General features: G+C 70.3%; 15 protein-coding genes and 1 riboswitch. Of the genes, 9 read left to right on the top strand and 6 right to left on the bottom strand.

Annotation, left to right across the window (positions count from 1 at the left end; translation table 11 throughout):
* Positions 1 to 197: 197 nt before the first annotated feature.
* On the top strand, positions 198 to 1,883 hold the full coding sequence (gene cdgB / locus OHB13_RS16430; protein WP_328377624.1) for a diguanylate cyclase CdgB: 1,686 nt from the start codon (positions 198 to 200) through the stop codon (positions 1,881 to 1,883).
* 121 nt (positions 1,884 to 2,004) lie between these two features.
* Entirely contained in the window at positions 2,005 to 2,991 is a 987-nt protein-coding gene (locus OHB13_RS16425) for a carbohydrate-binding protein (protein WP_328377623.1), read from the top strand.
* A 74-nt stretch (positions 2,992 to 3,065) separates the two neighbouring features.
* On the opposite strand, the gene OHB13_RS16420 is transcribed toward OHB13_RS16425, so the two are convergent.
* The 3 genes from OHB13_RS16420 to OHB13_RS16410 form a co-directional block, all read right to left on the bottom strand.
* Positions 3,066 to 3,992: a 1-phosphofructokinase family hexose kinase gene (locus tag OHB13_RS16420; RefSeq protein WP_328380307.1), complete on the bottom strand. Its 927-nt coding sequence runs from the start codon at positions 3,990 to 3,992 to the stop codon at positions 3,066 to 3,068.
* Between the two features lie 88 nt (positions 3,993 to 4,080).
* On the bottom strand, positions 4,081 to 5,235 hold the full coding sequence (gene nagA / locus OHB13_RS16415) for an N-acetylglucosamine-6-phosphate deacetylase (RefSeq protein WP_328377622.1): 1,155 nt from the start codon (positions 5,233 to 5,235) through the stop codon (positions 4,081 to 4,083).
* Complete coding sequence (locus tag OHB13_RS16410; RefSeq protein WP_401602621.1) at positions 5,235 to 6,128, bottom strand: ROK family protein; 894 nt, start codon at positions 6,126 to 6,128, stop codon at positions 5,235 to 5,237. The genes nagA and OHB13_RS16410 overlap by 1 nt, the downstream gene beginning before the upstream one ends.
* A 398-nt stretch (positions 6,129 to 6,526) precedes the next feature.
* Here OHB13_RS16410 and OHB13_RS16405 point away from each other — a divergent pair, with 398 nt between their 5' ends.
* From OHB13_RS16405 to otsB, 3 genes are all read left to right on the top strand, one after another.
* The gene (locus OHB13_RS16405) at positions 6,527 to 7,744 is read left to right on the top strand and encodes an ABC transporter substrate-binding protein (protein ID WP_266855596.1); all 1,218 of its coding nucleotides are present in this window, start codon (positions 6,527 to 6,529) and stop codon (positions 7,742 to 7,744) included.
* Positions 7,745 to 7,821: 77 nt separating this feature from the next.
* The gene (locus OHB13_RS16400; protein WP_266855597.1) at positions 7,822 to 8,070 is read left to right on the top strand and encodes a DUF3263 domain-containing protein; all 249 of its coding nucleotides are present in this window, start codon (positions 7,822 to 7,824) and stop codon (positions 8,068 to 8,070) included.
* 84 nt (positions 8,071 to 8,154) lie between these two features.
* Positions 8,155 to 9,006: a trehalose-phosphatase gene (gene otsB / locus OHB13_RS16395; protein ID WP_328377621.1), complete on the top strand. Its 852-nt coding sequence runs from the start codon at positions 8,155 to 8,157 to the stop codon at positions 9,004 to 9,006.
* Positions 9,007 to 9,021: 15 nt separating this feature from the next.
* Here the strand turns inward: otsB and OHB13_RS16390 are convergent, their stop codons facing one another.
* From OHB13_RS16390 to OHB13_RS16380, 3 genes are all read right to left on the bottom strand, one after another.
* Positions 9,022 to 10,446 (bottom strand): alpha,alpha-trehalose-phosphate synthase (UDP-forming), encoded by a 1,425-nt coding sequence (locus OHB13_RS16390; protein WP_328377620.1) that lies wholly within the window; start codon positions 10,444 to 10,446, stop codon positions 9,022 to 9,024.
* A gap of 163 nt (positions 10,447 to 10,609) precedes the next feature.
* The gene (locus tag OHB13_RS16385) at positions 10,610 to 12,067 is read right to left on the bottom strand and encodes an APC family permease (protein ID WP_266855600.1); all 1,458 of its coding nucleotides are present in this window, start codon (positions 12,065 to 12,067) and stop codon (positions 10,610 to 10,612) included.
* A 357-nt stretch (positions 12,068 to 12,424) separates the two neighbouring features.
* Positions 12,425 to 13,369 carry a glucosyl-3-phosphoglycerate synthase gene (locus OHB13_RS16380; protein ID WP_328377619.1) on the bottom strand — a complete coding sequence of 315 codons (945 nt, stop codon included), beginning with the start codon at positions 13,367 to 13,369 and terminating at the stop codon, positions 12,425 to 12,427.
* A 156-nt stretch (positions 13,370 to 13,525) separates the two neighbouring features.
* Positions 13,526 to 13,653, top strand: a riboswitch (SAM riboswitch).
* Between the two features lie 15 nt (positions 13,654 to 13,668).
* On the opposite strand from OHB13_RS16380, the gene thrC reads away from it, so the two are divergent.
* The 4 genes from thrC (at position 13,669) to groL (ending at position 18,043) form a co-directional block, all read left to right on the top strand.
* On the top strand, positions 13,669 to 14,970 hold the full coding sequence (gene thrC, locus OHB13_RS16375; protein WP_266855602.1) for a threonine synthase: 1,302 nt from the start codon (positions 13,669 to 13,671) through the stop codon (positions 14,968 to 14,970).
* Between the two features lie 86 nt (positions 14,971 to 15,056).
* Positions 15,057 to 15,332, top strand: a complete 276-nt coding sequence (locus OHB13_RS16370) for a MoaD/ThiS family protein (RefSeq protein WP_266855603.1) — start codon at positions 15,057 to 15,059, stop codon at positions 15,330 to 15,332.
* A 467-nt stretch (positions 15,333 to 15,799) separates the two neighbouring features.
* Complete coding sequence (locus OHB13_RS16365) at positions 15,800 to 16,003, top strand: cold-shock protein (RefSeq protein WP_005315736.1); 204 nt, start codon at positions 15,800 to 15,802, stop codon at positions 16,001 to 16,003.
* 414 nt (positions 16,004 to 16,417) lie between these two features.
* Positions 16,418 to 18,043 (top strand): chaperonin GroEL, encoded by a 1,626-nt coding sequence (gene groL, locus OHB13_RS16360; RefSeq protein ID WP_266855604.1) that lies wholly within the window; start codon positions 16,418 to 16,420, stop codon positions 18,041 to 18,043.
* The last annotated feature ends 122 nt before the right edge of the window (positions 18,044 to 18,165 follow it).

Here is an 18,165-nt window from a genome sequence, read left to right as displayed (position 1 = left end):
CGCGGCTGACCCGTCCTGACCCGTTACTTCTCATTCAACCCTTCGCACCCTGTTGTGACTTGAGTCACGACCAGCATAAATTGTTGACCCTGCGTACCTGGTGGGCAGCTCGCTGTGATTCAGTGGCGGGGACACTGCACCAAGAGCGCCGACATAGAACCCTGGAGTTGCTGCCGAGGTCTCGGGGAGAGCGAACGATGGAGAGCGAGTCGGAGCCGTACGTCCGTCTTGCGACCCTGCGGCAGTTGCACCAAGCGGTAGCCAATCTCAATCAGGCCCGCAGCCTGGCGGACACCCTTCAGACCGTGGCGGACGGCATCGTCGCCGGTCTCGGCTATGAGATGGCCTGCGTCAATCTGGTGCGCCCGGACGGCGACCTCATGGTCGCGGCCCTCGCGGGGGACGACTCCGCCGCCGCCCTGATGACCGGCCGGGTCGGGTCCCGTACGTCCTGGGAGCGCAGGCTCTCGATGGGCGTGGGCTGGGGCGACCTCAGGTTCATCCCGTACACCGAGGGCTGGGTCCTCGACGAGGACGACGTGCCGCAGGTCCACAACGACGGCCCCGAGCCGCGCTTCGAGGACGAGTGGCACCCCTCCGACCGGCTCTTCGCGCCGATGTACGCGACCGACGCGTCCGGCGGAGAGCTGATCGGCGTCATATCCGTCGACCGCCCGCGCAACGGCAGGCACCCCGGGGCCTGGGGCCAGGAAGCGCTCCAGATGTACGCGTTCCAGGCCGCCATCGCGATCACCAACGCCCGGCTGCGCGCCAACATGCAGCGCGCCCTGGTCCGCCTGGAGCGCGAGCAGCAGGCCCTGCGTGCCAGCGAGGAGTCCTTCCGGCAGGCCTTCGAGTACGCGCCGAGCGGGATGGCCATCGCCGAGATGGGCGGCGACCAGCACGGCCGGCTGCTCCGTACCAATGACGCGCTCTGCCGGCTGCTCGGGCGGCCCGCTTCCGCGATGCGGCGCTACTCCTTCGCCGACCTGGTCCACCCCGAGGACGTCGGCACCCTGCTCCGGACGTCCGCCGAGGGCGGCCGCGCCGAGCTGCGGCTGCGGCGCCGCGACACCTCGTACGTCTGGGTCTCGCTCCGCAACTCCGTTGTGGCCGACACCACCGACGGCCCCCGTTTCCTGCTCACTCACGTCGAGGACGTCGAGGAGCGCAAGCGCCATGAGATCGCGCTCGCGCACCGTGCGTCGCACGACTCGCTGACCGGGCTGCCCAACAGCGCGGAGCTGCGTGCCCGCCTCAGCTCCCGGCTCTGCGACTGGCCCGACGCGGTGGGGGAGACGGCCATCGAGGCGCTCGACGCGGCGTACGAGCAGGGCCCGGCGGGGACGGGCCGGCGCTACGCGGCCAACCCGCTCGCCTTCGGAGGCGGACCGGGCAGCGGCCTCTACGAGCACGTCCACACGGCCGCCCCGTCGAGCGAGACGGGCGACGGGACCGGGCCGGGGCCCGAGGCCGACGACGGCACGAAGGGTCTCGCGGTGCTCTTCTGCGACCTCGACGGCTTCAAGTCGATCAACGACCGCTTCGGCCACCACACCGGGGACGCGGTCCTCATCGAGGTGGCGCGCAGGCTCACGTCGGGCGTGCGCGACGGTGACACCGTCGCCAGGCTCGGCGGTGACGAGTTCGTCGTCCTGGCGGACGGCCTCGGCTCGGCGGACGCCGCTGACCTGGCCGTACGGCTGCGCAACGCGATCATTCCGCCCATCCGGGTGGACGGCAGGGCGGTCCGCGTCGGGGCCAGTTTCGGCATCGGCTGGGCCAGCTGCGGCATGACCGTCGAAGAGGTGCTGCGCTCGGCCGACCAGCGGATGTACGTGGAGAAACGCTCCAGGTCGAAGCTGCACAGACGGGCGGGGTAGGCGGTACCGCCGGGCGGCTGCGCCGGGGCGGGGCCAGGGTCTCCGGTATGCGTACTGGCCGGACTGTTCATCCGTACGGGGTAGGCTCGCCCGGGTCAGCGATGTGTGAGGAGTGCAAGGGATGACGGCCGGCAACAACGGCACGAGCACGCCCGAGGACGACGATCCGTTCGGCTATCTGTACGAGGACGGCCGCGCAGCAGGTGCCGTTCCCCCGCCCGGTGGCGGCGGATACGGCTACCCGGGTCCGACGTCCGGCGGGCAGCCCGGGGTGCCCCGGACGTCGTACAACCATGTGCGGACGGTCGGCGAGCGCCAGTACGGGCAGCAGGCACCTCAGCAGCAGTACGGCCAGCAGCCCCAGTACGCCCAGCAGCAGGCGTACGGCCAGCCGACCGCGCAGTACGCGGCGCCGGAGACGTACCCCGGCGGCCCTCCCGTCCAGCAGCCCCCGCGCCAGCCCGGCAACGGCGGCAATGGCGGCCCGAACCACAAGGGCCTGCTGATCGGCGCGGTCGCGGTGGTCGCGGTCGTCGTCATTGGCATCGGTGTGGCGCTGGCGACCAGCGGCGGCGACAGCTCGAAGGACAAGAACGCCGGCTCGGACAACGCGGGCGGCGGCCAGACCTCCGCGGAGACGACCAAGCCCAGCCACGCCGCGTCGACGCCCCCGAAGGTCGACCTGCCGAAGCAGGACGCGGCGACGCTGCAGCTCGGCGGTGCGGCGACGACGGCCACGGACGTGCCGGGTGCCAAGGGCTCCGGCGGTTCGTACGTCGTGCTCAACCAGCCGGGCGACTCGGCGACCTGGACGGTCAAGGCACCGTCCGCCGGTTCCTACCGGCTGTCGATCAACTACGGAGTGCCGGGCAAGGACGCCAAGACCTCGCTCACGGTGAACGACGCGGCGAAGCCCACGGTGATCAACATGAAGAACTACGCCAACGCTCCGGACGGTGACGCCTCGAAGGGGTGGACCAACACCTGGAACTTGGTGAACCTCAAGAAGGGGCCCAACACGATCAAGATCTCCTGTGAGACCGGTGATCAGTGTGGGGTCAACCTGGACCAGGTCATCCTGCAGACCCAGGACGGGAAGTCCTCCTGACGACTCCCCGTCGGCAAGGGTGACGACATGGCCCGGCTAGATGGCACGGCCCGGCTGGACAGACACGGCCCGGCTCAGGCCGGAGGCATGTGCTCGGTGACGAGGACCTGCGGAAGCAGGTCCTCGTACGCTTCCCGGTCGAACTCGCCCGCCGCGGGCGCCAGCACCGTGGCCGCCGAGAGCGCCACCGCCCTGGCCAGCCGGTCCGGCCACGGGAGTCCTTCCACCAGGCCCGACAGCAGTCCGGCCACCGCCGAGTCGCCCGCGCCCGTCGGGTTGCCCTCGAAGCGGGCCGGGGGCAGGGCCTGCCAGGTGCCCTCGGGGGACGCGGCCAGCATCCCTTCCGCGCCCAGTGAGGCGACCACCGCGTGCGCGCCCCTGCGGCGGGCGTCGCGGGTGGCGCGCTGGGGCTCGCGGGAGCCGGTCAGCTGGGCCAGCTCGTCGGCGTTCGGCTTGACCAGGTCGGGGCGGGCGGCGATGCCCCGGCGCAGCGGTTCGCCGCTGGTGTCCAGGAGGACGGGGACGCCCGCGCCGCGGGCCTGCTTCACCAGCTGGGCGTAGGCGCCGACCGGGACGCCCGGCGGCAGGCTGCCGCAGAGGGCCACCGCGTCGGCGTCGGCCAGCAGCTTCCCGTACGCGGTGAGGAAGGCGTCCCACTCGTCTGCCGAGATGGCCGGACCCGGTTCGTTCAGCTGGGTGGTGTCGCCCGACGCGGCGTCGACCACGGCGATCGTGCGCCGGGTGGTCCCGGCGACCGGGACGAGCGCGTCGGTGGGCGGCAGCCCGGCGAGCAGTCCGCGGAGCACCTCGCCGGTCGTCCCGCCGGCGAAGCCGGTGACGACCGTCTCATGGCCGAGTGCCGAGAGCACCCGGGCCACGTTCAGGCCCTTGCCGCCCGCACGCTCGGTGACCGAATCGACTCGGTGACTGGCGTGCGGGATCAGCGCGGGGACGTGGTAGGTGATGTCCAGGGCGGTGTTCAGGGTGACGGTCAGCAGCACTTGATTGATCATGCCAAACAGAGAGCGGCACGCCCAGCCCTTGACCTGCCACTTCCTGTCATTTCTGCAAGATTCTGCTCAGATCTGCTCAGTTCTGCTTCGGTTCGATCACCCAGGCGCCCTTGCGCATCACACCGGCCAGCCCGAAGTCCGCGTCCAGGACGACCAGGTCCGCGTCCTTGCCGGGCTCCAGCGAGCCGATCCGGTCGTACAGGCCGAGCAGCCGCGCCGGGTTGGCCGAGAGGGACCGTACGACGTCGCCCACCGGCAGCTTGTCGATGGTCACCGCACGCCGGAAGGCCGTGTCCAGGGTGAGGGTGGAGCCCGCGATCGAGCCGCCGTCGACCAGCCGGGCGACGCCCTTCTTGACCTCGACCTCCAGCGGGCCGAGCAGATACACGCCGTCGCCGAAACCGGCGGCGTCCATCGCGTCGGTGACGAAGGCGACGCGCGCGGAGCCCGCCGAGCGGTACGCCAGCTCCAGCGCGGCCGGGTGCAGATGCGTGCCGTCGTTGATCAGCTCGACGGTGACCCGCTCGTCCTCCAGGAGGGCGGCGATGGGCCCGGGGTCGCGGTGGCCGAACGGCGGCATCGCGTTGAAGAGGTGGGTGGCGACGCTCGCGCCCGCCTCGATGGCCTCGACGGCCTGCTCGTACGTGGCGTCGGTGTGGCCGATGGCCGCGATGACGCCGTTCTCGGCGAGGAGGCGTACGGAGTCGATGCCGCCCTTCATCTCGGTGGCCAGGGTGAACATCTTCGCCGTACCGCGCGCCGCGTCCATCAGCTTGCGGACGTCGGACGGGTCGGGGTCGCGCAGCAGCGACGGGCTGTGCGCGCCCTTGCGGCACGGGGAGATGAACGGGCCCTCGAAGTGGATGCCGGCCAGGTCGCCCTGCTCGACCAGTTCGGAGAGGACCGCGGCCCGCCCGGCGAGGAAGTCCATCTCGCCGGTGACGGTCGAAGCGACCATCGTCGTCGTGCCGTGCCGCCGGTGGGTGGCGATGCCCCTGAGCACCTCATCGGGGGTGCCGGAGGTGAAGGACGCCCCGCCGCCGCCGTGCACATGCATGTCGACGAACCCGGGGACCACCCAGTGCCCCGCGAGATCGATGACCGCCGCGCCCTCGGGAGCGCTCCCGGCGATGCGCGAGCCCTCCACGATGACCCGGCCGCCCTCGACCGTCCCGGTGGGCAGCACCACGTGGGCTCCGGCGAGGACTGTGCTTGCTTCGCTTCCGGCCATCAGGCGGATACCTCCGTGGAGAGTAGATCCCAGGCGAGCAGCCCTGCGCCCAGGCATCCAGCGGTGTCCCCGAGGGCCGCCGGGACGATGTGGGGCAGCTTCTGGAACGTGACACGTTCCTCCACCGCTGCCTTCAGTGGTACGAACAAGGTTTCCCCGGCCTCGGCGAGCCCGCCACCGATGATCAGCGTGCGCGGGTCGAGCAGGGTGAGCGCGGTGACCAGACCGTCGGCGAGCGCGTCCACCGCGGTCTGCCAGACGGCGACGGCCCGCGGGTCGCCGGACTCGACGGCCTTGGCGCAGTCGGCGGCGTCTGCTTCCGGGTCGCCGGACGCCTCGGCCCAGGCCAGCGAGACGGCGGAGGCGGAGGCGTACCGCTCCAGACAGCCGCGCTGTCCGCAGCCGCAGTCGACGCCGCCCGGCCGTACGACGATGTGGCCGATCTCCCCGGCGTAACCGTGGGCGCCCGCCTCGATGGAGCCCTCGATGCCGATGGCGCCCGCGATACCGGTGCCGAGCGGCATGAAGAGGAAGCGGTCGGCGCCCTTGCCCGCCCCGATCCGGCCCTCGGCGAGCCCGCCCGTGCGGACGTCGTGGCCGAGCGCCACCGGGACTCCGTGCAGCCGGGCGCTGAGCAGTTTCCGCATCGGGACGTCACGCCAGCCGAGGTTGGAGGCGTAGACGGCGATGCCGTTCTCGGCGTCGATGATGCCGGGGACGGCCACGCCCGCGGCTGACGCGGTCCGGCCGAAGTGCTCCTCGCCGTACGCGCGCAGCTCGGCGGCGAAGTCGAGGATCGACGCGACGACGGCCTCGGGGCCGCGCTCCCGGCCGGTGGCCCTGCGCGCCTCGTGGAGCAGGGTGCCGTCCGCTCCGACCAGGGCGGCTTTCATGCCGGTGCCGCCCACGTCGAGGGCGATGACGTGGTTTTCGGCCGGGAGACCGGGGGTGGTTCCCCGGGAGAATGCAGTCACCCGGACAGTGTGGCTCGGATAACCGAAAAAGGTCTAGTCCACTCTGTTGGATTGTTGCGCATCCATACAAAGTCCGGGCAAAGATCCGGGCAAAGAACCGGCGCGACGCCGCCCCGTAACGCCTGATGCCCCTGCGACCCGTGTTGCCGAAGCGAGACCGCAAGGCTGTGGACCAGTAGATGGCCGTACGGGAAAATCGCAGCCACGTGCGACGGTACGGCACGGGGGACCGGCTGGAACATAGTGCAACAAGAGGGTGGGAAAAGGCTGTGCAGCGGCGCTTCTTGGGGCTTACTGCGGCGGTTGCCGCGCTCGGTATGACGGCAGTGCTCTCCGGTTGCGGAGCGGACAGCGGATCGGGGGACGTCACCCTGAAGGTCGTCGCCGCCAACTACGACCCGAACGACGGGCCCAGCAACCAGCAGTACTGGGACAAACTCGCCGCCGCCTTCGAGGCGAAGAACCCGCACATCAAGGTCGACGTCTCCGTCTACTCCTGGAAGGTCATCGACGCGAAGGTCGCCGAGATGGTCAAGTCGGGGCACGCCCCCGACATAGCCCAGCTGGACTCGTACGCCGACTACGCCGATCAGGGCAAGCTGTACAGCGCGGACGACCTGCTCTCCATCGAGGTCCAGTCCAACTTCCTCACCTCGCTCTCGGACGCGGGCGAGCAGGACCGGGTGCAGTACGGGATGCCGTTCGTCGCCTCGACCCGGCTGCTCTTCTACAACGAGAAGATGTTCTCGGACGCCGGCCTCAAGGCACCGAAGACCTGGGCCCAGCTCAAGTCCGACGCGGAGGTCCTCAAGGCACGGGGCGTGAAGTATCCGTACGCCCTTCCGCTGGGCACCGAGGAGGCGCAGGTCGAGGCGACCCAGTGGCTGCTGAGCGGCGACGGCGGCCTCACCGACGGCGTCGGTACGTACACGATCGACTCGGCCCAGAACGTCAAGACCTTTGACTGGCTGAAGAACGACCTGGTCGGCGCCAAGCTGACCGGACCCGTCGCCCCGGCCGAGTTCGACCGCAGGCAGGCGTACGCGGCCTTCACCCAGGGCCAGGTCGGCATGCTCAACGGCCATCCGCAGCTGGTGCAGCAGGCGGAGAAGAAGGGCATCAAGGTCGGCATGGTCCCGATGCCGGGCATCAGCGGTCCGACCAAGTCGGACATGGGCGTGGCCGACTGGATCATGGGCTTCAAGCAGAGCGGCCACCGCGCCCAGATCGGGGCGTTCCTGGACGACGTCTTCAGCGACAAGAACGTCCTGGACCTCACCCGCCAGTACAACCTGCTGCCCACCACCACATCGGCGTCCGGCACGCTCGCCGACGACCCGCGCCACAAGTCCCTCAAGACCTTCCTGAACGAGCTGCCCGACTCGCAGCTGGCACCGGTCGGCAAGACGTCCTGGTCGGAGGTGAGCGACGACATGAAGAAGGAGATCGGCAAGGCCGTGCAGCCGGGCGGCAACCCGGCGAGCGTCCTCAACCAGATCCAGAGCGAGGCGGCAGCGGCACAGAACGCGGAGTAGCGGAGCAGCTGAGCAGAGCCCGGCCGGTCCGGTACTGGAGTGGCCCGGTCGGCGGGCTCCCCAGTACGTTGGCTCATATGACTGGCGACGACGCGCACGGCCCCGCGCTCCCCGAGCGCGACCGCGCCGTACTCGCGCTGGAGCGCCGCTCCTGGCCGGGCGCCGGCGCCAAGGAGCGGGCCATCAGGGAGCAGCTCGGCATCTCACCGGTCCGCTACTACCAGCTCCTCAACGCCCTGCTGGACGACCAGGCCGCGCTGGCCCACGACCCGGTGACGGTCAACCGCCTGCGCCGGGTCCGGGCGGCCCGCCGCGAGCGCCGCTGAACCACAGAGCCTCGCCGCTGACCGCCGCTGACCGGCTGATCCAAACGGAAGGCCACAGCCCCGGTACCCCGCTAGGGTCGCCCCATGGGCAGCTCACCGAACACCCTGCCGACCCCCGCCACCGCCGCCGGCCGTGACGGCCTCGCCGCTTTGCTGGCCGGACCCCGGAAAGCCGTCGTGGCCCTCGACTTCGACGGCACGCTCGCCGACATCGTCCCCGACCCGGAACAGGCCCGCGCCCACCCGGACGCCGTCCCCGCACTCGTCGCGCTCGCGCCGGAGGTCGCCTCCGTCGCGGTCGTCACCGGGCGCCCGGCCGAATTGGCCGTGCGGTACGGGGGGTTCGCCGGCGTCCCCGGTCTGGAGCACCTGGTCGTGCTCGGCCACTACGGCGCGGAGCGCTGGGACGCGGCCACCGGTACGGTCGACGCCCCCGCCCCGCACCCCGGTGTCGCGGCGGCCCGCGCCGAACTCCCCGGACTGCTCGACACGGAGGGCGCCGGACGCGGCACCTGGATCGAGGAGAAGGGCGGCCGGGCCGTGGCGGTCCACACCCGCCGCGCCGCCGACCCCGAAGCCGCCTTCGAGGCCCTGCGCGCCCCGCTGGCCCGGCTCGCCGCACAGCACGGCCTGATCGTGGAGCCCGGCCGGCTGGTCCTTGAGCTGCGCCCGCCGGGCGTCGACAAGGGCGTGGCGCTGACCGCGTACGTACGCGAGACGGGCGCCGCGGCCGTCCTCTACGCCGGGGACGACCTCGGGGACCTGCCCGCCTACGACGCCGTGGACGAGCTCCGCACACAGGGCGTGTTCGGGCTGCTGGTGTGCAGCGGCGGCGACGAGGTGCCCGAACTGGCCGCGCGGGCCGACCTGGTGGTGCCGGGACCCGGCGCGGTGGCCGGCCTGCTCGCGGCCCTCGCCCGCGCCATCACGGGGTAAGCCCTGGCAGTCCTGTCACCGTGTCCCGGCGGCCGGGGCCAGGGCGTTCAGCTGGTCCAGGAACCACTGCTGCGGCGGCAGCGCGGTCGCCGCGGCGGCCAGCCGCTTGCTGCGCTCGGCCCGTTCGCCGTCCGGCAGGGTGAGTGCCTCGTGCAGCGCGGCGGCTGTGGCGCTCACGTCGTACGGGTTCACGGTGATCGCGTCGCGCCCCAGCTCCTCGTACGCCCCGGCCTCCCGGGAGAGCACCAGCGCGCACCCGTGGTCGGACACCACCGGGACCTCCTTGGCGACCAGGTTCATGCCGTCACGGATCGGGTTGACCAGGGCGACGTCGGCGAGCCGGTAGGCGCCGAGCGAGCGGGCGAAGTCGTCCTTGAGGTAGAGCACGACCGGGGTCCAGTCCGCCGTCCCGTAACGGGAGTTGATCTCCTCGGCGACGCGTTCCACCTCGGCCATGTAGTCGCGGTAGACCGCGAGGTCCTGCCGCGAGGGGTACGCGAACGCCATGTGCACCACCCGGCCGTGCCACTCGGGACGGGTGTCGAGCAGCTCCCGGTAGGCGAGCAGCCCGCGCACGATGTTCTTGGACAGCTCGGTCCTGTCCACCCGGACGATCGTCTTCCGGCGGCCGTCGGGCCCCTCGCCCGTGCCGCCGCCGATCCGCTCGCGCAGCGCGGCCATCCGCTCTTCCACATCGGGCTGGTGGGACCGCGTCCGCAGGAAGTCCGCGTCGGCGCCGAGGCCGTGCACCGCGATCTCTGTATCTCCGGTGCCGCCGAGGACCGCGGTGCAGCAGGCGACGAAGGCGTCGGCCCAGCGCCGGGTCAGGAATCCGGCCCGGTCGGCGCCCAGGATGCCGCGCAGCAGCTCCGCGCCGATGTCGTCGGGCAGCAGCCGGAAGTACTCGGGGGGCGCCCACGGGGTGTGCGAGAAGTGCGCGATCCGCAGGTCGGGGCGGAGTTCGCGCAGCATCCCCGGCACCAGGCACAGGTGGTAGTCCTGCACCAGCACGGCGGCGCCTTCGGCGGCCTCGGCGGCCAGCGCGTCGGCGAAGGCCCGGTTGTACGTACGGAACGAGTCCCACTGGCGCCGGAACTCCGCGTCGAAGACCGGCTCCAGCGGGGTCCCGTAGAGCATGTGGTGGATGAACCACAGCACGGAGTTGGCGATGCCGTTGTAGGCGTCGGCGTGCACCTCGGGGTCGATGTCGAGCATCCGTACGCCGTCCTCGGTGATCCCGCGCCGCACGGCGGCCCGGTCGCCGTCACCGAGTGCGGCGCAGACCCAGAGCGATTCGGCGTTCCCCTCGATGGCGGAGAGCCCCGAGACGAGACCGCCGCCGCCGCGCTTCGACGTGAGTTCACCGTCGTCGCGGAGGGTGTACGAGACGGGGCCCCGGTTGGAGGCGACGAGGACGCGGGCGGCGTGCGGAGAGGCCATGACGCGAACCTAGCCCGTGCCGCAAACGCTCAAACGTGCCGCACCGGCGGGGCCGCGGGGGGACGCGGCTCCGCCGGTGCGGCGCTGACGGCCGCAGGGGATACGGCCGTCAGCGGGCGCGGCGCGGGCCGCAGGGGGGTGCGGACCTCAGCGCGGCGCGGGATCAGTGCTGGACGGGGGCGCTGTCCGTCGCCGGGGCGAGGTCGTCCTCGGGAACGGAGATCACCCAGTGCGTGGCCTGCCGGGGCCGGAGGTACAGCGCCCAGTAGAGCGCCGCGGCGGCGACGATGACACCGGTGATGACCAGGCTCTTGACGCTCTGCTGGTACAGCACCCAGGCCAGGACGACGATCAGCAGGGCGGGGATCGCCGGCCACAGCGGCATACGCCAGGCCAGCCGGTGCTTGTGCTCACCGCGGCGCGAGACCAGGGCGCCCAGGGCGACGAAGACGTACATCGCGGCCACCGCGACACCGGTGACATCGCTCAGCGTGTCCAGATTGACGAAGCACAGCACCGCTCCGGGGACGCCGACGGCCAGCGTCGCCGCCCAGGGGGAGTTGTAGCGCTTGCCGATGTGGGAGAGGACGCGGTTGGCGGCGGTCGGCCAGGCCGCGTCGCGTGCCGAGGAGTAGACGACGCGGGAGTTCTGGATCACCATCACGATCGCCGCGTTGATGATCGCCAGCGCGATGCAGAGGCTGACGAAGGTGCCGACGCCGGAGTTGCTCCAGGTCTGCACCATGCCCGCGACGTTTCCGGCGGCGAGCGTCTTGAGGGACGGGGCGCCGAGCGTGATCGCCACGACCGGGATCAGGACGACGGCCGCGCCGATCCCGAGCGTCCACAGCACGGTGCGGGAGACGTTGCGGCGCGGGTTGTCCATCTCCTCGGCCAGATACACGGCGGTCGAGAAGCCCTGGAGGATGAAGAGCGCGGTGGCGAGTCCGGTCACGATCAGACCGGCGGTGACGGCCGAACTCTGGCCGTGGCCGGCGTCCATCACCGGGTGGATGAGGACCGAGGCGGACCGGCTGGTGTGGGTGAAGCCGAGGAAGGCGACGACCGCGCAGGCCACGACTTCCAGGACCAGGAAGATGCCGGTGATCCAGGCGTTGGCGCGCAGGTCGAGCAGGCCCATCGCGGTGGCGAGGAGCATCACACCCGCCGCCGTGTACTGCGGGTTCAGATGCACGATCGGCGCCAGATAGTCGGCGGTGCCCAGCGCGATGATGGGCGGCACGATCATGACGACGATCAGTGAGAGGACGAAAACCAGCCAGCCGGCGAGCCGCCCCATGAGGGTGCCGACCATGGCGTACTCGCCACCGGAGCTCGGTATGAGCGTGCCCAGCTCCGAGTAGGTGAACGCGACACCGATACAGAGCAGACCCGCGATGGCGATGGTCAGGGCCGTTCCGGTGCCCAGGGTGGCGAACGAGTCCGGCACGATCACGAAGAGCGACGATGCCGGGGTCAGACAGGAGAGCGTCAGCAGCGTCCCTCCCACCACGCCGATGGACCGGGTGAGCGTGGGGGCTTCCCCTGCCTTCGCGGCACGGGTGTCGGCTTCCGGCTTCCCTGGGGGCGCGGCAACGTTCGTGTCGGGCGTAGGGGTCATCCGTTGTCCCATCGGTGCTGGCGGCATGAGGCTGGCGGCATGAGGGGCAGGCACCTTCGATGAAGTTCGATGAAGAGTGCCGCACATGCGGGGCGGACCGCGACGACGTCCACGCCGCTCCGGTGACCGAATACAACTCCCGACGACGATTCCCGTCAAGGGTTCGTTAATGCGTCACCGCAACGAAATCCGTTGTTTGTTTACGGCATCGCAGTGCTCATTACTGCTCTGAGTGCGGTGGCTGCACGGATATCGCGGCTCGATGGAAGGTTCGGATTCTCGTGCCAACGATGGCCAAAACCTTTCCATGGACAGCCGTCGGCCACGGGTCACGGGTCACGAGTCACGCGGCAGCGGTCAGGCCGCCCGGCGGGCCGTGTACTCCCCGACGCTCCGCATCGGGGGCCGCTCCTCGGTGTCCACCGCGTACGTCCGCGGCACGAACCCCTCCACCCCCCGCTCGAACTGCGTCAGCGCCGGCCGCACCAGCTGCCCCCGCGACAGCCGCAGCTGCGCCGTGCGGTAGATCGCCGCCGCCATCCGTCCCAGCGCGAGCCCGTCCTGGTGGCGGTGTTTGCGCGAGCCCACGTCGACCTGCGCCAGCGCGTCGAGCCCCACCGTGTGGAGCGCGTCGACCAGCAGGCCCAGCTCCACTCCGTAACCGACCGGGAAGGGCAGCTGTTCGAGCAGCGAGCGCCGTACCGCGTACTCGCCGCCCAGCGGCTGGACGAAACCGGCCAGCTGCGGCCAGTGCAGGTTCAGCAGCGGCCGCGCCACCAGCTCGGTCACCCGACCGCCCTGACCTGCGGCCTCGCCGAGCGGCCGGTCGTACATGGCCTTCACGAACTGCACATCGGGCTCGGTCAGCAGTGGCCCGACGATCCCCGACACGAAGTCCGCCGAGAACTCCCGCAGGTCCGCGTCCACGAAGCAGACGATGTCGCCGCCGGTCACCAGGAGTGAACGCCACAGCACCTCGCCCTTGCCGGGCAGGGCCGGAATCCGCGGCAGGATCTCGTCCCGGTGCACCACCCGCGCCCCGGCGGCAGCGGCGGCCCCGGCCGTACGGTCGGTGGAGCCGGAGTCGATGACCACCAGCTCGTCCACGAGCGGCACCGGCAGGGCGTCCATCAGCTCCCGCCTGATGGTCGCGACGATCGCCCCGACCGTCGCCTCCTCGTTGAGCGCGGGCAGGACGACACTCACCTTCGTGCCGCGTTTGGCCGCAATCAGCCGGTCCAGCGGACGGTCGGCTGCCGACCAGGAACGCCTGGCCAGCCAGCGGTCCACCTCTTCCAGCACGGCGCGTCTCCTTGACTGTGAGCCATCTCGCGGTTCGGACGACTATCTCAACTGTCACTGCCTTCGGTTACAGTCTTGAACAACGCAAATGGCCACGGGATGCCGGGGTCAGCACGTGCGGACAAACACGCCGGGCCTCAAGGCCCGCGTCATAAGCGCTCATCCAGAGGGACTGAGGGAACGGCCCGTAGAAGTCCCGGCAACCCTCCCGCCGACCGCGAGGTCATGGTGGGGAAGGTGCCAATTCCGTCTTGCGGCGAAGTACGTCGCGAGGAAGATGAGGAGAGGACCTCGCCACCATGGCTGTGCAGACCGTCACCAGCACCAATGACTCCACCGGGGCCGTCGATCTCGGCCCCGCCGCCGCCCTCTCGTGCCGCGAGTGCGGAGAGCGTTTCCCGCTCGGCCCCCTCTTCGCCTGCGCGTCCTGTTTCGGGCCGCTCGAAGTGGCGTACGACCTGCCGAGCGGCTCCCCCGACGAGCTGAAGAAGCGCATCGAGGCCGGCCCGAACAACATCTGGCGCTACGCCCCGCTGCTGCCCGTCCCCGCCGGTGTGGCCGACCAGCCCAACCTGAACCCGGGCTTCACCAAGCTGGTCAAGGCCGACAACCTCGCCCGTGAGCTGGGTGTCACCGGCGCTCTGCACATCAAGGACGACTCCGGCAATCCGACGCACTCCTTCAAGGACCGTGTCGTCGCCATCGCCGTCGAGGCCGCCCGCGCCTTCGGCTTCACCACGCTCTCCTGCTCCTCCACGGGGAACCTGGCCGGTGCCGTCGGCGCCGCCGCAGCCCGCGCCGGCTTCCGCTCCTGCGTGTTCATCCCGCACGACCTGGAGCAGGGCAAGGTCGTGATGGCCGCGGTCTACGGCGGCGAACTGGTCGGCATCGAGGGCAACTACGACGACGTCAACCGCTTCTGCTCCGAGCTCATCGGCGACCCGATCGGTGAGGGCTGGGGCTTCGTCAACGTCAACCTCCGCCCGTACTACGGCGAGGGCTCCAAGACCCTGGCGTACGAGATCTGTGAGCAGCTCGGCTGGCAGCTGCCCGACCAGATCGTCATCCCGATCGCATCGGGCTCCCAGCTCACGAAGATCGACAAGGGTCTCCAGGAGCTGATCAAGCTCGGCCTCGTCGAGGACAAGCCGTACAAGATCTTCGGCGCGCAGGCCGAGGGCTGCTCGCCGGTCTCCACCGCGTTCAAGGCCGGCCACGACGTCGTACGGCCGCAGAAGCCGGACACGATCGCCAAGTCGCTGGCCATCGGCAACCCGGCGGACGGTCCGTACGTCCTGGACATCGCCCGCCGCACCGGCGGCGCCGTCGAGGACGTCAACGACGCGCAGATCGTCGACGCGATCAAGCTGCTGGCCCGTACCGAGGGCATCTTCGCGGAGACCGCGGGCGGTGTGACCGTCGGCGTGACGAAGAAGCTCATCGAGGCCGGTCTGCTCGACCCGTCGCTCACCACCGTCGTACTGAACACGGGTGACGGCCTCAAGACCCTGGACGCGGTCGCCCCGACGTCCGGCCCGACCGCGACGATCCGTCCGACCCTGGACGCGTTCCGCGAGGCCGGTCTGGCCACGGGCGCCTGACCCGGGCTCTCCGTACGCAGGCTCTCCGCCCCCACCGCCCGTTCCGTCCGACTCGTCCCGCCCCGGACTCCTGGAAGGCAATCCGCATGAGCGTCAAGGTCCGCATCCCCACCATCCTCCGCACCTACACGGGCGGCCAGGCCGAGGTCGCCGCCGACGGCGGCACCCTCTCCGAGGTCATCGCCGACCTGGAGAAGAACCACACCGGCATCGCGGCCCGCGTCCTGGACGACCAGGGCAAGCTGCGCCGCTTCGTGAACGTGTACGTGAACGACGACGACGTGCGCTTCGAGCAGGGCCTGGAGACGGCGACGCCGGACGGCGCGGGCGTCTCCATCATCCCGGCCGTCGCCGGCGGCTGAGCAAGCCCCTGAGACGCCGCGGCGCGGCCCCCCGGCGCTCCCCGGCACTCGGGGCCCTGCCGTCGCCCTGCTGTCCGCCCTGCCGTCTGCTGGACCCGTTGCCCTCTCCGCGTACAAAGCGGAGGGGGCAATTCAGCATGATTGAACACGGTAGAGTTGGGGCAGCCCCCTTGATCCTTCTTGATCGCCCGTGCCGCGAGCAGCTGAGCACGCGTCAATGTGTGGGCAATGTGTTCGAGCTCTTTGCGTCGTAAGTGCCCTTTGCCCGGCCCGACTTGCCCGGGGATCCCCGGAAATCCGCCCAATGGGGCGTTCAGCCGCGCTCAGAATTCTCGTCCGATTGACCTGTTGCAGAGGGCAGTTGGGCAGATACATTCAGCCGCGGTCGACGCGTTCCGGCGCAAGGTCTGACCCGGATCCCGCGAAGTGCGGGCTCTGTGCAAGGGCCAGTAATAGGGGAGTTAGGCATGGCTCAGGGCACCGTCAAGTGGTTCAACGCGGAGAAGGGGTACGGCTTCATCGCGGTCGACGGTGGTGCGGATGTTTTCGTCCACTACAGCGCGATTCAGATGGACGGCTACCGCACCCTTGAAGAAGGTCAGCGAGTTGAGTTCGAGATCTCGCAGGGCCAGAAGGGTCCGCAGGCGGACATGGTCAAACTCGCCGTCTGATCTCGGCGCGATCGGCCACCCACCCACTCACGCCGAGAGGCCCGCACCCCACACAGGGGCGCGGGCCTCTCGTGCGTCCGCGACCGCCCGCGCGTACGGCCGGTATCGACCGAAGGCGCTTGCCCTCCCTACCCCCGGACTTCGTCCGGGAGGTGCCCCCGCTCCGACCACCGCCCCTGGCTGGGCCTTCTTCGAAGGCGCTTGCACTCACAGGGGTCGAGTGCTAATCATTGGCGTTAGCACTCTCCCAGTGAGAGTGACAGAAAGACCGGGTTGGCGAGGCCCGCGGGCCGGGTGGGGCAAGGAACCACCGGGCAAGCAGGCCGTCCGTCGCGGGCGCCGCCAGGTCTGACGCTTCCGCCCACCCCCGGACTTCGTCCGGGGGGACCCCCAGTCCTGGGAGGACCACTTCACATGGCCAAGATCATCGCGTTCGACGAGGAGGCACGGCGCGGTCTCGAGCGCGGGATGAACCAGCTCGCCGACGCCGTCAAGGTCACCCTCGGCCCCAAGGGCCGCAACGTCGTCCTTGAGAAGAAGTGGGGCGCCCCCACGATCACCAACGATGGTGTTTCCATCGCCAAGGAGATCGAGCTTGAGGACCCGTACGAGAAGATCGGCGCCGAGCTGGTCAAGGAGGTCGCCAAGAAGACGGACGACGTCGCCGGTGACGGCACGACGACCGCGACCGTCCTCGCGCAGGCGCTGGTTCGTGAGGGCCTCCGCAACGTCGCCGCCGGTGCCAACCCGATGGCCCTGAAGCGTGGCATCGAGAAGGCCGTCGAGGCCGTCTCCGCCGCTCTGCTGGAGCAGGCCAAGGACGTGGAGACGAAGGAGCAGATCGCTTCGACCGCCTCCATCTCCGCCGCTGACACCCAGATCGGCGAGCTCATCGCCGAGGCGATGGACAAGGTCGGCAAGGAAGGCGTCATCACCGTCGAGGAGTCGCAGACCTTCGGTCTTGAGCTTGAGCTCACCGAGGGCATGCGCTTCGACAAGGGCTACATCTCGGCGTACTTCGCCACCGACATGGAGCGTATGGAGGCGTCGCTCGACGACCCGTACATCCTGATCGTCAACTCCAAGATCGGCAACGTGAAGGACCTCCTTCCGCTGCTGGAGAAGGTCATGCAGTCCGGCAAGGCGCTGCTGATCATCGCGGAGGACGTCGAGGGCGAGGCGCTGTCGACCCTGGTCGTCAACAAGATCCGCGGCACCTTCAAGTCCGTCGCCGTCAAGGCTCCGGGCTTCGGCGACCGCCGCAAGGCCATGCTCGGTGACATCGCCATCCTCACCGGTGGCACGGTCATCTCCGAGGAGGTCGGCCTCAAGCTGGAGAGCGCCGGTCTCGACCTGCTCGGCCGCGCCCGCAAGGTCGTCATCACCAAGGACGAGACCACGATCGTCGACGGTGCCGGTGACAGCGACCAGGTCCAGGGTCGCGTCAACCAGATCCGCGCCGAGATCGAGAACTCCGACTCGGACTACGACCGCGAGAAGCTCCAGGAGCGCCTCGCGAAGCTGGCCGGCGGCGTGGCCGTCATCAAGGCCGGTGCCGCGACCGAGGTCGAGCTCAAGGAGCGCAAGCACCGCATCGAGGACGCCGTTCGCAACGCGAAGGCGGCCGTCGAGGAGGGCATCGTCGCCGGTGGTGGCGTGGCCCTGCTCCAGGCTTCCGCGGTGTTCGAGAAGCTTGAGCTCGAAGGCGACGAGGCGACCGGCGCCAACGCCGTCAAGCTCGCGCTTGAGGCCCCGCTGAAGCAGATCGCCGTCAACGGTGGTCTCGAAGGCGGAGTCGTCGTCGAGAAGGTCCGCAACCTGACGGTCGGCCACGGCCTGAACGCTGCGACCGGCGAGTACGTCGACATGATCGCCGAGGGCATCATCGACCCGGCGAAGGTCACGCGCTCCGCGCTGCAGAACGCCGCGTCGATCGCCGCGCTGTTCCTCACCACCGAGGCCGTCATCGCCGACAAGCCGGAGAAGGCCGCCCCCGGCGGCGCCCCGGGCGGCATGCCCGGCGGTGACATGGACTTCTGATCCTCGGCTCTCAGCGAGGATCGGCTGCTCCAGCAGTAGCACGCGAGCCGTAAGAAGCAGTACGGCGAGCGAGTACGGACCGAGGGCGGTACCCCTTCTCGGAGGGGTACCGCCCTCGGGCG

Source organism: Streptomyces sp. NBC_00440, from assembly GCF_036014215.1.
Classification (GTDB): domain Bacteria; phylum Actinomycetota; class Actinomycetes; order Streptomycetales; family Streptomycetaceae; genus Streptomyces.
This window is presented reverse-complemented; position numbering and strand designations above follow the sequence as displayed.

Bases quoted from the DNA above. Each gene is read 5' to 3' on its own strand.
- cdgB (WP_328377624.1), top strand. From the start codon at position 198: ATGGAGAGCGAGTCGGAGCCGTACGTCCGTCTTGCGACCCTGCGGCAG.
- OHB13_RS16425 (WP_328377623.1), top strand. From the start codon at position 2,005: ATGACGGCCGGCAACAACGGCACGAGCACGCCCGAGGACGACGATCCG.
- nagA (WP_328377622.1), bottom strand. From the start codon at position 5,235: ATGGCCGGAAGCGAAGCAAGCACAGTCCTCGCCGGAGCCCACGTGGTG.
- OHB13_RS16410 (WP_401602621.1), bottom strand. From the start codon at position 6,128: ATGAAAGCCGCCCTGGTCGGAGCGGACGGCACCCTGCTCCACGAGGCG.
- OHB13_RS16405 (WP_266855596.1), top strand. From the start codon at position 6,527: ATGACGGCAGTGCTCTCCGGTTGCGGAGCGGACAGCGGATCGGGGGAC.
- OHB13_RS16400 (WP_266855597.1), top strand. From the start codon at position 7,822: ATGACTGGCGACGACGCGCACGGCCCCGCGCTCCCCGAGCGCGACCGC.
- otsB (WP_328377621.1), top strand. From the start codon at position 8,155: ATGGGCAGCTCACCGAACACCCTGCCGACCCCCGCCACCGCCGCCGGC.
- OHB13_RS16390 (WP_328377620.1), bottom strand. From the start codon at position 10,446: ATGGCCTCTCCGCACGCCGCCCGCGTCCTCGTCGCCTCCAACCGGGGC.
- OHB13_RS16385 (WP_266855600.1), bottom strand. From the start codon at position 12,067: ATGACCCCTACGCCCGACACGAACGTTGCCGCGCCCCCAGGGAAGCCG.
- thrC (WP_266855602.1), top strand. From the start codon at position 13,669: ATGGCTGTGCAGACCGTCACCAGCACCAATGACTCCACCGGGGCCGTC.
- OHB13_RS16370 (WP_266855603.1), top strand. From the start codon at position 15,057: ATGAGCGTCAAGGTCCGCATCCCCACCATCCTCCGCACCTACACGGGC.
- OHB13_RS16365 (WP_005315736.1), top strand. From the start codon at position 15,800: ATGGCTCAGGGCACCGTCAAGTGGTTCAACGCGGAGAAGGGGTACGGC.
- groL (WP_266855604.1), top strand. From the start codon at position 16,418: ATGGCCAAGATCATCGCGTTCGACGAGGAGGCACGGCGCGGTCTCGAG.